12 protein-coding genes are annotated in these 13,840 nt (G+C 60.5%); 6 read left to right on the forward strand and 6 right to left on the reverse strand.

Annotated elements, in window-relative coordinates; genetic code table 11:
• The first annotated feature begins 14 nt into the window (after positions 1-14).
• From ACM6IO_RS22295 to ACM6IO_RS22315, 5 genes are all read left to right on the forward strand, one after another.
• On the forward strand, positions 15-2,471 hold the full coding sequence (locus tag ACM6IO_RS22295) for a fimbria/pilus outer membrane usher protein (protein WP_414912245.1): 2,457 nt from the start codon (positions 15-17) through the stop codon (positions 2,469-2,471).
• 10 nt (positions 2,472-2,481) lie between these two features.
• Positions 2,482-3,624: a DUF1120 domain-containing protein gene (locus tag ACM6IO_RS22300; protein WP_414912246.1), complete on the forward strand. Its 1,143-nt coding sequence runs from the start codon at positions 2,482-2,484 to the stop codon at positions 3,622-3,624.
• A gap of 83 nt (positions 3,625-3,707) precedes the next feature.
• Positions 3,708-4,331 carry a DUF1120 domain-containing protein gene (locus ACM6IO_RS22305; RefSeq protein ID WP_414912247.1) on the forward strand — a complete coding sequence of 208 codons (624 nt, stop codon included), beginning with the start codon at positions 3,708-3,710 and terminating at the stop codon, positions 4,329-4,331.
• 78 nt (positions 4,332-4,409) lie between these two features.
• Complete coding sequence (locus ACM6IO_RS22310) at positions 4,410-5,036, forward strand: DUF1120 domain-containing protein (protein ID WP_414912248.1); 627 nt, start codon at positions 4,410-4,412, stop codon at positions 5,034-5,036.
• 73 nt (positions 5,037-5,109) lie between these two features.
• Entirely contained in the window at positions 5,110-5,760 is a 651-nt protein-coding gene (locus tag ACM6IO_RS22315; RefSeq protein WP_414912249.1) for a DUF1120 domain-containing protein, read from the forward strand.
• Here ACM6IO_RS22315 and ACM6IO_RS22320 read toward each other — a convergent pair whose 3' ends face one another.
• The 6 genes from ACM6IO_RS22320 to ACM6IO_RS22345 form a co-directional block, all read right to left on the reverse strand.
• On the reverse strand, positions 5,761-7,068 hold the full coding sequence (locus ACM6IO_RS22320; RefSeq protein WP_414912250.1) for a CynX/NimT family MFS transporter: 1,308 nt from the start codon (positions 7,066-7,068) through the stop codon (positions 5,761-5,763).
• Positions 7,058-7,717: a FadR/GntR family transcriptional regulator gene (locus ACM6IO_RS22325; RefSeq protein ID WP_192228980.1), complete on the reverse strand. Its 660-nt coding sequence runs from the start codon at positions 7,715-7,717 to the stop codon at positions 7,058-7,060. Before ACM6IO_RS22325 ends, ACM6IO_RS22320 begins: the two co-directional genes overlap by 11 nt.
• Before the next feature lie 771 nt (positions 7,718-8,488).
• A complete protein-coding gene (locus ACM6IO_RS22330) occupies positions 8,489-9,253 on the reverse strand; it encodes an amino acid ABC transporter ATP-binding protein (RefSeq protein WP_090188113.1) in 765 nt (254 codons plus the stop codon).
• Positions 9,254-9,263: 10 nt separating this feature from the next.
• Positions 9,264-10,361 (reverse strand): amino acid ABC transporter permease, encoded by a 1,098-nt coding sequence (locus ACM6IO_RS22335; RefSeq protein WP_008037316.1) that lies wholly within the window; start codon positions 10,359-10,361, stop codon positions 9,264-9,266.
• A 10-nt stretch (positions 10,362-10,371) separates the two neighbouring features.
• Complete coding sequence (locus ACM6IO_RS22340) at positions 10,372-11,553, reverse strand: amino acid ABC transporter permease (RefSeq protein ID WP_008026631.1); 1,182 nt, start codon at positions 11,551-11,553, stop codon at positions 10,372-10,374.
• A gap of 65 nt (positions 11,554-11,618) precedes the next feature.
• On the reverse strand, positions 11,619-12,653 hold the full coding sequence (locus ACM6IO_RS22345) for an amino acid ABC transporter substrate-binding protein (protein WP_008026630.1): 1,035 nt from the start codon (positions 12,651-12,653) through the stop codon (positions 11,619-11,621).
• Between the two features lie 467 nt (positions 12,654-13,120).
• Between ACM6IO_RS22345 and ACM6IO_RS22350 the strand changes: the two genes are divergently transcribed.
• Positions 13,121-13,777 carry an alpha/beta hydrolase gene (locus ACM6IO_RS22350; protein ID WP_414912251.1) on the forward strand — a complete coding sequence of 219 codons (657 nt, stop codon included), beginning with the start codon at positions 13,121-13,123 and terminating at the stop codon, positions 13,775-13,777.
• Positions 13,778-13,840 lie beyond the last annotated feature (63 nt).

Consider the following 13,840-nt stretch of genomic DNA (forward strand, 5'->3'; position numbering starts at 1 on the left):
CCCAAGTGAACCCGATGAACACAGTATCGATTTACCGTGATGGCGAAGCCGTGCCCGTTATTCGGGGCGCCGCTCGCCCTTATCCATGGCGGCGGCAAACCACAGTGGCGTTGCTGCTAAGCAACGCGCTGATGATGCTCGACGCCCACGGTGAAACGTCGTTCGACAAGGACACGTTGCTGCAGCGCGGCATCGATCCGGCGCTGGCGACGTTGCTGATGCAGGCGCCGCAGTTCACGGCCGGCCGGCACCCGGTCACGCTTACCGTCAACGGTCAGCGCCATGGCCGGGTCGACGTCACGTTCAATCGCGAAGGGGCGTTGTGCTTCGATCGCGCGCTGCTCGATGCGGCGAACCTTAATGTGCCCGCGCTTACACTGGACGATGGCCAATGCCACGATTTTCTAGGCACTGCGCCGCAGGCCGTCATCGAACCGGACCCCGCGAACCTTGCCCTGTCATTGATCGTGCCCACCGACGCGATACGCCCCACGGCCCGGGATTTTTCCGGTTATCAAACCGGCGGTATTGCCGGTTTGATCAACTACGACGTCACCGGTCTGCACAGCCGTTCAGGGGACAGTTCGAGCCGCTACGCCTCGGCCAACACCGAACTCGGTTTCAATGCCGGTGACTGGATCGTGCGCAGCCGTCAGGTACAGACCTGGCAGGACGACATCTCCCGCACCACGCACATTGCGGCCTACGCCCAGCGCACCTTCGCCAGTCAGGAAGCGGTGCTGCAGGCGGGTCAGATCAACCTCTACAACCCGGTGCTCGCCGGTGCGCAGATCACCGGCGTGCAAGTGCTCAATGAGCAAGCGCTGCAGGTCGAAGGGCAAAGCGCGGTCATTGAAGGAATCGCCAACAGTCAGGCGCAGATCGAGGTCCGCCAGAACGGCTCGCTGATCCATTCCACGGTGGTGCCCGCCGGCCCGTTCGCGCTCACCAACGTGCGACGGCTCAACACGCGTTCCGACGTGGAAGTCACGATCAAGGAGGCCGATGGCAGCGAGCGCAGTTTTACCGTGCAGGCCGCGATGCTGGGGGTCAGTTTGCCAGCGCCCGGTTACTCGCTGGGGGCCGGCCAGGTGCGCAGTATCGGTGACTCACAGAGTGACGATCCCTGGGTGATCAGCGGCGGCTGGAGCGGTGCGCTCACCCCGCAAGTGTTGCTCAGCACCGGCCTGACCGGCGCCGCCGACTATCGCGCGGCGGGCGCCAGCGTCGGCCTGTTGCCCTCGCCCGCCACCCAGGTGCAAGCCACGCTGACCGGCGCGCACGCCAGCGGCAAGCAAGCCAGTCAAGGACTTCAGGCCGACCTGAGCGTCTCGCACCGGTTGAGCGAACAGTGGGCGCTCAATGCCGGCAGCTCTTACCGAACCTTCGGCTACCGGGAACTGGAAGAGGCGGTGTTCGACAACACGTCCGACAACAGCAACTCCCGTTACCGCGATCAGCAGAGCGCAGCCCTGTCGTGGTCACACCCATGGCTCGGCGCCTTCAGCAGCGGCTTCAGCCGCTCCAGTTCGTTCGACGGCCAAAGCAGCAGCCGCGCCCTCGCCTCCTGGGGCACCAGCATCGCTGGCGTGTCGGTCTCGGCGACCGCCGAATGGCAGGTCAGCGGCGCCAGCCGTAACGATGACAGCGTCTACCTGAACCTCAGCATTCCGCTGGGCGAGAACCGCCGGGCGCGCACCTGGGTGCGCAGTTCCGCTGGCGAGTACCGCAGCGGCGTCGGCTTGAGTGAACGGGTCAACGATCAACTGGGTTACCGGGTCGGCGTCGAACACGACACCCGCAACAAGCAAGTGCAATCCACGGCCGGCGTTTCACTGCTACCGCGCTACACCCAACTCGATATCAACTACACCCGCGCCGACGCCGAACGCTCCAGCTATCAGGCCAGCGCTCGCGGCGGCGCGGTGTTGCATAGCGGCGGCGTGACGCTGTCGCCGTACCCGGTGAGCGACACCTTTGCGCTGCTGTCGGTGGGCGACATGGGTTCGATCAAAGTGTCGACGCCCAGCGGTCCGGTGTGGACCGACTGGCAAGGTCAGGCGGTGATCCCGCAAGTGGCGGCGTACGGCCGCAGCCCGGTGGAAGTCGACACCAAAACCCTGCCGCGCAACGCCGACATTCACAACGGGCTGGCGGTGATTTCGGCCGGTCGCGGCGCCGTCGACAACGTTGAATTCGGCATCACGATGACCCGTCGAGCCTTGCTCAAGGCCACCACCGCCAACGGCGCACCCCTGCCGCGCGGGGCCGCCGTGAACACCGAGGATGGCGAGTTCGTGACCCTGGTGCAGGACGGCGGCCTGGTGTTTTTGCCCAACGCCCTCGACCGCCGTGCGCTGTGGATCAGCGCGCCGGGGCTGGAGCGCTGCGAACTGCGCTTCGAACTGCCCGCCGACGCGGACACCAACGCGTACTACGAAACCGCCCCCGCCAAGTGCCGAGCCCTCTGAGGATGACTTCATGAACCTGTCACGCTATCTGCTGCTGACCCTCGCGCCGCTGGTACTGAGCGGATTCACGCCACTGGCCTCGGCGTCCACCGACGACTGTCAGTTCAACCTGAGCCAGCCGGAGCTCGATTACGGTCTGATGAACCGGGCGATACGCCCCGATGCGGCAGCGGAACGGCACCTCGGCGAGCGCCCGCTCAGCCTGACCCTGAGCTGTGCGCAGCCCATCGACATGAGCCTGTTCTACCGGGCGATGGCCGCGACCGCCGAACGCTTTCACTTTGCCGAGCGCGGCAGCTATCAGGTACGCATTCGCGACGCCGTGCTCGACGGCCAGTCGGTGGAAATCGGCTTGATTCCCAGGGCCGGTCAGCCACCGACCCAAACGGCATCGAACCTGATCTGGCGACCGGAGCACGGGATCGTGCCGGTGCAGGCCGGCGTGCCGGTACAGGGGCGTAGTTTCTCGGCGCAGCTTGAGCTGAACGCCTGGGTTCTAGAGCAAGGCATGCAGATACGTGATGCGGTGACCTGGGAAGCCTTCGGGGTGTTCGACGCCATCGGCGCCGGACGCACCCGCGAGGCGACCTTGCGCGCCCGTTTCGCCCCGGCGGCCTGCGAGCCGGTGCTGTCCAACGGCGGCGTGGCCGACTTCGGCACCCTGTCGAAAAAAGACCTCAACGCCGACAAGGACACGCGCCTGCCACCCAGATCGTTGACGCTGATGATCGGCTGCGACGCGCCGGCCTCCTTCGCCCTGATCATGCATGACAACCGCTCAGGCTCGACGACGCTCGACAGCGAGTTTTACTACGGCCTGGGCAAGGACAGCCGCGGCAACAAGATTGGCCAGTATTCACTGAACGTGGACCCGGCCGGCGCCAATGCCGACGGCTTCGCCCGCCTCTATCTAACCGACTCCTCCACTTCGGGCGCCGCCTGGAGCACCGGCAGCGCCAACCCGATCGCCATCGGCCAGACCCGATACCTGGCGTTCACCGACAACGCCGGCAGCAACGCCGGCCCGGTGCTGATCCAGAACCTCAGCACCACGGTGACCGTGGACGCGGTCATCGCCCCCACCAACAGCCTGGATTTGAGCACCTCCATCGACCTGGATGGCTCGGGGACGATCGAGATTATTTACCTGTAACACCCAACCCGATCCTGCTGGATCCGGGGCGCACTTGAGCGGCTCGGGGCAGTCAGGACAACAACAATAGAAGTGAGTAAGAAATGTTTAAAAAGTACTTTGCAGCACTTTCCACCATCGCGTTGATTGGTGTTGCGCCTTATGCGCTGGCGACTTCGAGCACTGATTTGACGGTGACGGGCCTTATCACCCCGAACGCATGCACGCCGACGCTTTCCGGTGGCGGACTCGTCGATCACGGCAAGTTTTCAGCCAAAGATTTGAATCAGGACAACCCCACGCCACTGCCTGACGAAACATTGCAGCTCGCCGTGAACTGCGACGCACCTAACGCATTCAGGCTTATACCGACCGATAACAGATTCGGTACGGGTGATGGTAACTATAATTTCGGCTTGGGCCACATCAATGGCAATCAGAAGCTCGGCAGTTTTGACGTGCGAATCATGACACCCATGGCAGATGGTGTTGCCGTACGACCGATACATTCCATTAATAATGGAAATACTTGGTTCGCATCCGCCGATTTACAGAATCAACAGCTCTCGGCGTTCGGTGCTGTAGGGGGGCCAATCACGCCGATTGCCGTCAAGGATCTGCAGACAGACCTTAGGGTCCGAACCGCAATTGCCCGTGCCGACTCACTGGACCTGACCAACGATGCCGCTCTAGACGGCTCGGTCACCATCACCATCGCCTACCCATAACCCCGTAGCCAACCTTGCCCGAGGCCACGCTTCGGGCAAGGACTGATTGCGCTCACCCGACACAGCGAAACCTGTCCCATGAAAACAATTCCAAACGCGCTGACGATGGCGATCATCGCCCTGACGTCCCCACTCAGCTTCGCCGCCTCGTCGACGGACCTGACGGTCACAGGCCTCATCACTCCGAACGCTTGCACCCCGAGCCTGTCCAGCGACGGCATCGTCGATTATGGAAAGATTCCGGCCAAAGACTTGAAACAGAACACGTCCACCCCCCTCGAAGAAAAAACACTGACGCTGGGCGTGAAATGCGACGGCCCCACGCCATTCGCCCTGTTCGCCAAGGACAATCGCGCCGGCTCTTCCACGTTTCCTTCCAGCGTGTATTTCGGCTTGGGCAAGATCAATGAAACCCAGAATCTGGGTGGTTATTTACTGACGATGATCAATGCCGTCGCCGATGGCGAAGCCGTGCAGACCATCAAGTCCGTGGATGGAAAGACCGACTGGAAAGCCCAGTTTTTCATGTGGCCCGGACAATACATGTCGGTGGCGGCCATCAGTAATCCTGGCTTGCCGATCCCTATTCAGGATCTGACCCTGGAACTGGGAATCACTACTTCGATTGCGCGGGCCGACGGACTTGACCTGACCAACGAAGTGCTGATCGATGGTTCTGCAACGCTTGAGATGAACTACCTGTAAATCAGGGCGCCGCATTATCGGCAACGGTGATGCGACATCGGTACACGGCAACCCAAGAAAAGGACCTTCATGAATGAACAACTATCTCGCAACCTTCTCGGCAACTTTACTGATCAGCATCACGCCCATCGCTCTTGCTGCATCGGCGGTTGACCTGACCGTCAAAGGCACCCTCACCCCGCTCGCCTGCACACCGATGCTGTCCAACAACGGCCTCGTCGACTACGGAAAAATCTCCCGGCAGGACCTCAGCGTCGACAAACGCACGCGACTGCGCGACCAGACCCTCGACCTCAACATTCAGTGCAATGCACCCGCGCGTTTTGCCCTGCTGATGCGCGACAACCGCGACGGCTCGGCAATCGTCAACAGTGAGATTTACTACGGCCTGAACCACGACCACAGCCAAAATAAAATCGGCTTGTATTCACTGAACTTCGATCCGGCCAGCACCGTGGTGGACGACCTGATGCAGGTCTATCGAACCGATTCCACCACGGGCGGCAAGGCCTGGAGTTCGTCGAACAGCCAGGCCATTCCGATTGGCGCCCGAAGTTATCTCGGATTCACTGACATTGCCGGGAGCAGCGCCGGCCCGATTGCCATCCGCACACTGACCAGCCGGGTGACGGTAGAAACGGTCATCGCGCCCACCTCCGAGCTGGACCTCAGCGCTGAGGTCCAGCTCGACGGTTCGGCAACGCTGGACGTTGTTTACCTGTAGTCAGACCTTTTCGCTGACCACCTGCACGTACAGCGAACGCCCGGCACCGAGGCCGGCAAGGATGGCGCCGAGGCCGATCACAGCGAAGATCCAGCCCACGGCATTCCAGCCGCCGGTCCAGTCGTGCACGATGCCGACCGCGAACGGGCCCATGGACGCCAGGGTGTAACCGAAGCCCTGGGCCATGCTCGACAGGTTGGCCGCCACGTGCGAGTCCCGCGAGCGCAGGACGATCAGGGTCAACGCCAGGCTGAACGTACCGCCCTGCCCCAGGCCGAGCAGGATCGCCCAGCCCCACAGGCCTTCGATGGGTGCATAAAGGCAACCGAACAGACCGCCGAGGGTCAGCGCCATGACGATGACGATCGCCAGGCGCTGATCCTTGCCGCGCGTCGCCAGCCACGGTGCGGCCAGTGAACTGGCGAGTTGAACGATCACCGAACCCGACAGCACCAGGCCGGCCTGGGTTGGCGTCAGGCCGCGACCGATCAGGATCGATGGCAACCAGCCGAACACGATGTACGCCAAGGACGATTGCAGGCCCATGTACAAGGTCACTTGCCAGGCCAACGGGTCACGCAACAGACCGCGTACCCGGTAAGCCACGTTGTGCGCGCCATGTTTCTGACCGACTTGCGGCAACCAGAACATCGCCGCCACCAGCGCAGGAATCACCCAGAAGCCAAGTCCCAACGCCCAGCTTTTGTCGAAGTATTCGCTCAACGGCACGGTCGCGCCCGCCGCCATCGCCGCCCCCAGGCACAGGGCCATGGTGTAGACGCCGGTCATGGTCCCGGCGTGTTTGGCGAAGTCGCGTTTGACGATGCCTGGCAGCAAAACGCCGATCACGCCGATGCTCGCGCCGGCCAGCACGCTGCCGCCAAACAAGCCGATTTCACCGAACGAACTGCGCAGAATGATCCCGCCGGCCAATGTCAGAAGGATGCCCAACACCACGCGCTCAGCGCCGAAACGTCGCGCCAGAATCGGCGCCAACGGCGCAAAAAGACCGAGGCACAGCACTGGCAACGTCGTCAGCAAACCGGCCTGCGCCGCCGACAGGCCCAGGCTTTTCGAGACCTCGCTGAGCATCGGCGCCATGCTCGACAGCGCCGGACGCAAGTTCAGCGCGACCAGAATCAGCCCCAGCAACAACAGCCACGGGCGACGCAGGATTGGCTGACTTTGCTGGACCTGTTCGTCATCGGCCTCGGCGTCGATCAGCAGCTCTTCGAGCTCCGCCGTGCGTTTGGCTTCGGTGATCGTGCTGTGGCTGCTGGACATGGCGTTCTCGGTTTCAAGGTTCATTGATCAACTGCCTCGACAAGGCTTTCGCGCGTTCCGGGTCGCGTTGCTCGACGGCATCGAGCAATTCGATATGCAGGTCGAACACTTCCTGGCGGCGTGGCGTGACGCTCAAGGTCTGGCGCAGTTGTGCGCCGACGACGCTGGAGAAATAGCGATACAACTCGCTGAGGGTGGGGTTGTGCGCGGCGTCTACCAGACGACGGTGAAACACCAGGTCGCAGGCGATGTAGCTGTCGAGATCGCCGTGGTAGTGATCACCGCTGACGTTGAGCGCTTCACGCAAGGCCACGAGGTCTTCGTCGGTCCTGCGCAGCGCGGCAAGGCCGATGGCCTCGACTTCAAGGATGTGCCGGGTTTCCCTGGCCTGCTCAAGCGAGCAGCGCGACAACGCTTTCAGGGTGTCCAGCGGATCGATCACCGCCCGCAGATAGCTGCCATCGCCCTGACGGATTTCGATCAAACCGGAAAATGCCAACACGCGCATGGCTTCGCGGACAGTGTTGCGGCTGATGCCCAATTCGGCAGACAGCTCAGGCTCGGTGGGCAGGCGCTGACCGACAGACCAGACGCCTTCGGTGATACGCAGGCGCAACTGGTCCAGAGCCTGATCAACCAGGGAACGTTTAATGAGTGGAGACATGTCTGACATAGGATTCGCCCTTTCATCCAATCATAGGATGAATTTTTTGACATGTTAGTCAGCATCGCCCCACAGGGCAAACGGTTTACACAAACCCTGTAGGAGCCGGCTTGCTGGCGATTACGGTCTGACATCCAACATGGAAGTCGCCTGCCCCTCCGCTATCGCCAGCAAGCCGGCTCCTGCAATTCCGCGTCCGGCTCGTTATTTCGCACGCGACACAAACCCTGTAGGAGCCGGCTTGCTGGTGATTCGGTCTGACATCCAACATGGAAGTCGCCTGCCCCTCCGCTATCGCCAGCAAGCAGGCTCCTACAATTGCGCGCCCGGCTCGCCATTTCGCATGCGACACAAACCCTGTAGGAGCCGGCTTGCCGGCGATTCGGTCTGACATCCAACACAGATGTCGCCTGACCCACCGCTATCGCCGGCAAGCCGGCTCCTACAATTCCGCGCCCGGCTCGCCATTTCGCATGCGACACAAACCCTGTAGGAGCCGGCTTGCTGGCGATTCGATCTGACATCCCACATGGATGTCGCCTGACCCACCACTATCGCCGGCAAGCCAGCTCCTACAATTCCGCGCCCGGCTCGCCATCTCGTGCATTGCGCAAACCCTGTAGGAGCCGGCTTGCTGGCGATTCGGTCTGACATCCAACATGGAAGTCGCCTGACCCACCGCCATCGCCAGCAAGCCGGCTCCTACAGGGATCGTGGTGTGTTTTTTCGGGCAAAAAAAACCCGGAACAGTGTCCGGGTTTTTTCACTGCCTGGCTTCGATCAATGCAGGATCTGGCTCAGGAACAGTTTGGTGCGTTCGTTCTGCGGATTGTCGAAGAAGTCGTTCGGCGCGGCCTGTTCAACGATTTCGCCCTTGTCCATGAAGATCACGCGGTTGGCCACGGTGCGGGCGAAGCCCATTTCGTGGGTCACGCAGAGCATGGTCATGCCGTCTTCGGCCAGACCGATCATGGTGTCCAGCACCTCTTTCACCATTTCCGGGTCAAGGGCCGAGGTCGGTTCGTCGAACAGCATGATTTTCGGTTTCATGCACAAGGCACGGGCAATCGCCACACGTTGTTGCTGACCGCCGGACAGTTGCCCCGGGAATTTATGCGCCTGCTCCGGAATGCGTACGCGCTCCAGGTAATGCATGGCGATTTCTTCGGCCTGGCGCTTGGGCATCTTGCGCACCCACATCGGCGCCAGGGTGCAGTTCTGCAGGATGGTCAGGTGCGGGAACAGGTTGAAGTGCTGGAACACCATGCCGACTTCACGACGGATCGCTTCGATCTGCTTGAGGTCGTTGGTCAGCTCCACGCCATCGACCACGATGCGACCCTGCTGGTGTTCTTCCAGGCGGTTGAGGCAGCGAATGGTCGTCGACTTACCGGAACCCGACGGGCCGCACAGGACGATACGCTCGCCCTGTTTAACGTTCAGGTTGATGTCTTTCAATACGTGGAACTGGCCGTACCACTTGTTCACGCCCTGCATCTGAATAATGCCTTCAGGGCTCACAGGCTTTTTGATTGCTTCGCTCATTACAGAACTCCTAACGCTTGTGGCCAGTGTCGAGCTTGCGTTCCAGATGCATGGAATAGCGCGACATACCAAAACAGAAAATCCAGAACACCAGGGCCGCGAACACATAGCCTTCAGTGGCCATGCCCAACCATTTCGGGTCGGCGGCGGCTTGTTTGACGCTGTTGAGCAAGTCGAACAGGCCGATGATGATCACCAGGCTCGTGTCCTTGAACAGCGCAATGAAGGTGTTGACGATGCCAGGGATTACCAGCTTCAGGGCTTGCGGCAGAATCACCAGGCCCATGCTGCGCCAGTAACCGAGGCCCATCGCCGCAGCCGCTTCGTACTGACCTTTTGGAATCGCTTGCAGACCGCCGCGCACCACTTCAGCCACATAGGCCGACTGGAACAGGATCACGCCGATCAGCGCCCGCAGCAGTTTGTCGAAGTTCATGCCTTCAGGCAGGAACAGCGGCAGCATCACCGAGGACATGAACAGCACCGTGATCAACGGCACGCCGCGCCAGAATTCGATGAAGGTCACGCAGACCACACGAATCGCCGGCATGTTCGAACGACGGCCCAGCGCCAGCACAATGCCCAGCGGCAACGCACCGGCAATACCGACAGTGGCGATCACCAGGGTCAGCATCAGGCCGCCCCATTGGCTGGTCGCCACTTGGGTCAGACCGAAAACGCCACCATGCAACAGGCACCAGGCAATGATCGGATACAGCACCAGGAAGCTCAGGCCATACACGGCTTTACGGTGAAAGCGCGAGATGAACAATGGCGCCACGCCGATCACCGCCAGCCACACGGTCAGGTCCACGCGCCAGCGCAGGTCCATCGGGTAGTAGCCGTACATGAACTGGCCAAAACGCTGCTGAATGAACACCCAGCAGGCGCCTTCCTTGGTGCAGTCGGCGCGGGTGGTGCCGACCCAGTTGGCGTCGATGATTGCCCATTCCAGGATCGGCGGGACAATCAGGTAAATCAGATAGAACGCAAACAGGGTCAGCAGGGTGTTGAGCCAGCTGGAGAACATGTTTGCGCGCATCCATGCGACCACACCGATGCTGCTGCTCGGTGGAGGCATGTCAGGCTTGAAAGTATGAGTACTCATGCGCTTTTCCTTACCGCTCGATCAGCGCAATGCGCTTGTTGTACCAGTTCATCAGCAGGGAAATGCTGATACTGATCGCCAGGTACACGCTCATGGTGATGGCAATTACTTCGATCGCCTGCCCGGTCTGGTTCAGCACCGTACCGGCAAACAACGAGACCATCTCCGGATAACCGATACCGGCCGCCAGCGAAGAGTTTTTCGCCAGGTTCAGGTATTGGCTGGTCAGCGGCGGAATGATCACGCGCAGGGCTTGCGGGATGATCACTTTGCGCAGGGTCGGACCGTTACGCAGACCCAGCGAGTGCGCCGCTTCGGTCTGGCCGTGGCTGACCGACTTGATGCCCGAACGCACGATCTCGGCGATGAACGCCGCGGTGTACACGGTCAGGGCCAGGGTCAACGCCAGCAGTTCCGGGATCAGCACCCAGCCACCGACAAAGTTGAAGCCTTGCAGCTTGGGCATTTCCCAGTGCACGGGTGCACCGAAGATCAACGCGCACAGCGCCGGGATCGCAAAGAACAGCGCCAGGCCAACCCAGAACTTGTGGAACGGCACACCGGTCGCTTCGAAGCGTTTGGTGGCCCAGCGGCTCATCAGCACGATCGCGACAATGGCCACGACGATGCTGATCACAAACGGCCAGAAACCGTCCGCCATCAACGCGGCCGGCATGTTCAGGCCGCGGCTGCTGACGAAGAAGGTGTCGCCGAAGTTATGGCTGTTGCGTGGCCCCGGCATGGTCAGGAACACCGCGAAGTACCAGAACAGGATTTGCAGCAGCGGCGGAATGTTGCGGAAGACTTCCACATAAACAGTCGCCAGCTTGCTGATGATCCAGTTCTTCGACAGCCGTGACACGCCGACGATGAACCCGAGGATTGTCGCCAGGATCACGCCGATGAAGGTCACCAGCAGCGTGTTGAGCAGGCCGATGACAAACACCCGGGCATAACTGTCCGATTCGGTGTAGTCGATCAAGTGTTGAGCGATGCCGAAACCGGCACTGCGCTCCAGAAAGTCGAAACCGGAGGTAATGCCCCGGTGTTGAAGGTTGGTCTGCGTGTTGTCGAACAGGTACCAGCCCATCGAGACCACCGCCACAATGGTGATGATCTGAAATAGCCACGCACGCACTTTGGGATCGCTGAGGCTGAGCCTCTGCTTTGGTGCGCCGATTGAATTTTGCATGAAGTGCCCCGGATGTAATGGAACAGAACATCACCCGGTGGTTGGCCCACCGGGTGATAGAACCATCAGCGCACTGGTGGTGCGTATTGAATGCCGCCGTTGTTCCACAGAGCGTTCAGCCCGCGGTCGATGGCCAGCGGAGTGTCCTTGCCGAGGTTTTTCTCGAACACTTCACCGTAGTTACCGACTTGCTTGACGATCTGCACGACCCAGTCTTTCTTCACTTTCAGGTCTTTGCCGTATTCACCGTCGGTACCCAGCAGACGAGCGACGTCCGGGTTCTTGGTGCCTTTGGCTTCAGCTTCGACGTTTTTCGAAGTGATGCCGGCTTCTTCAGCGTTGAGCATGGCGTAGCCAGTCCAGCGCACGATGGCCAGCCACTCGTCGTCGCCATTACGTACGACCGGGCCCAGAGGCTCCTTGGAGATGGTTTCCGGCAGAACGGTGTAGTCGTTCGGGGTCGCCAGCTTGCTGCGTTGTGCGTAGAGCTGGGATTTGTCGGAGGTCAGCACGTCGCAACGACCGGATTCCAGCGACTTGGCGCTTTCATCGGAGGTGTCGAAAGTGATTGGGGTGTATTTCAGACCGTTGCCGCGGAAGTAGTCGGAAACGTTCAGCTCGGTGGTGGTACCGGCTTGAATGCAGATGGTGGCGCCGTCGAGCTCTTTGGCGCTTTTCACGCCCAGAGTCTTGCTGTTTACCAGGAAACCGATGCCGTCGTAGTAAGTGATGAAACCAGGGAATTTCAGACCCATGCCCGAATCACGGGAGCTGGTCATGGTGGTGTTGCGCGACAGGATGTCGATTTCGCCAGACTGCAGCGCGGTGAAGCGCTCTTTGGCGTTCAACTGACTGAACTTGACCTTGGTCGCGTCGCCGAAGACGGCAGCGGCCACAGCGCGGCAGTAGTCAGCATCGATACCGACGATCTTGCCATTGGCGTCCGGAACCGAGAAACCAGGCAGGCCATCGCTGACGCCGCACTGTACGAAACCTTTCTTCTGCACTGCATCCAGGGTTGCACCCGCCTGAGCGAACCCGCTGACACCGAGTACTGCGGCTGCAGACACGATAGCCAGGGTGGATTTCAACATCTTCATTCAAACCTCCAGTTTTGCTCTTGTTGTGTCGGAGCTTGAGTCCAGTCGCACCCTTATGAGGCGTAGTCGACCCGTGTTGGTTTTTTTTGGGGTCAACCGACGTAGGACCTGCGCTATGAGTCTAGTAGGAGAAAATCCAAATCATGGACCACTCACTTCTCACCAATCGGCCGAACGGGCTGTAGCCCTTTCACGTTCGCGAAGCCCGTAGCGGCCACTGGCGAACATCCATCACCGGATTTTTTGCTATCCCACCACGAACAATGGCCTGATAGTGTTACCGACAGGCGTGGGATTTTTCGTACAGGCTTCCTATAGCAAAGCCCGTACCAGACCGCTCGCCAAAGCGTTTAAGGGACAGGTCAATAGCAAAACTTGTAGCCTTGCGACATCTTCTTAACGGATCAACCAGACGCGCACTCATCTCTCGCACTCAATGAGAGCGCACGCACACAATTGGAGCAGCCATGACCGAGCCCTTGATTCTTGAACCCGTCAAGCCCGCAGACGCCTGCGTTATCTGGCTGCACGGGCTGGGCGCCGACCGTTACGACTTCCTGCCGGTGGCCGAAGCGTTACAGGAAACCCTGCTGAGCACTCGCTTCGTTCTCCCTCAGGCACCGACCTGCGCCGTCACCATCAATGGTGGCTACGAGATGCCGAGCTGGTACGACATATTGGCCATGAGCCCTGCACGCGCGATCAACCGCGAACAGCTGGAAGCGTCGTCGGACCGGATCATCAAATTGATCGAAGTACAGCGAACCGGCGGAATAGACGCTTCGCGAATTTTCCTGGCAGGTTTTTCCCAAGGCGGCGCCGTGGTGTTCCACACTGCGTTCCTGAAATGGCAGGGGCCGCTGGGTGGCGTACTTGCCCTCTCTACTTATGCACCGACCTTCAGCGAAGGACTGGAGCTTTCGGCCAGCCAACAGCGGATTCCGGTGTTGTCGTTGCACGGTCAGTACGATGACGTGGTGCAAAACTCGATGGGACGGACCGCCTACGAGTATTTAAAGCAGCATGGTGTCACCGTGACATGGCAGGAATACCCAATGGGTCACGAAGTGTTACCCGAGGAGATTCGCGACATCGGCACCTGGCTCGGCGAGCGCTTGCGTTAACGGCTCAGCTGAAAAACAGCCCATTGATCCATCCCCCTACGCCGCGCCCGATTCTTGCATTAC

Source organism: Pseudomonas sp. IT-P44 (genome assembly GCF_949768225.1).
Classification (GTDB): domain Bacteria; phylum Pseudomonadota; class Gammaproteobacteria; order Pseudomonadales; family Pseudomonadaceae; genus Aquipseudomonas; species Aquipseudomonas migulae.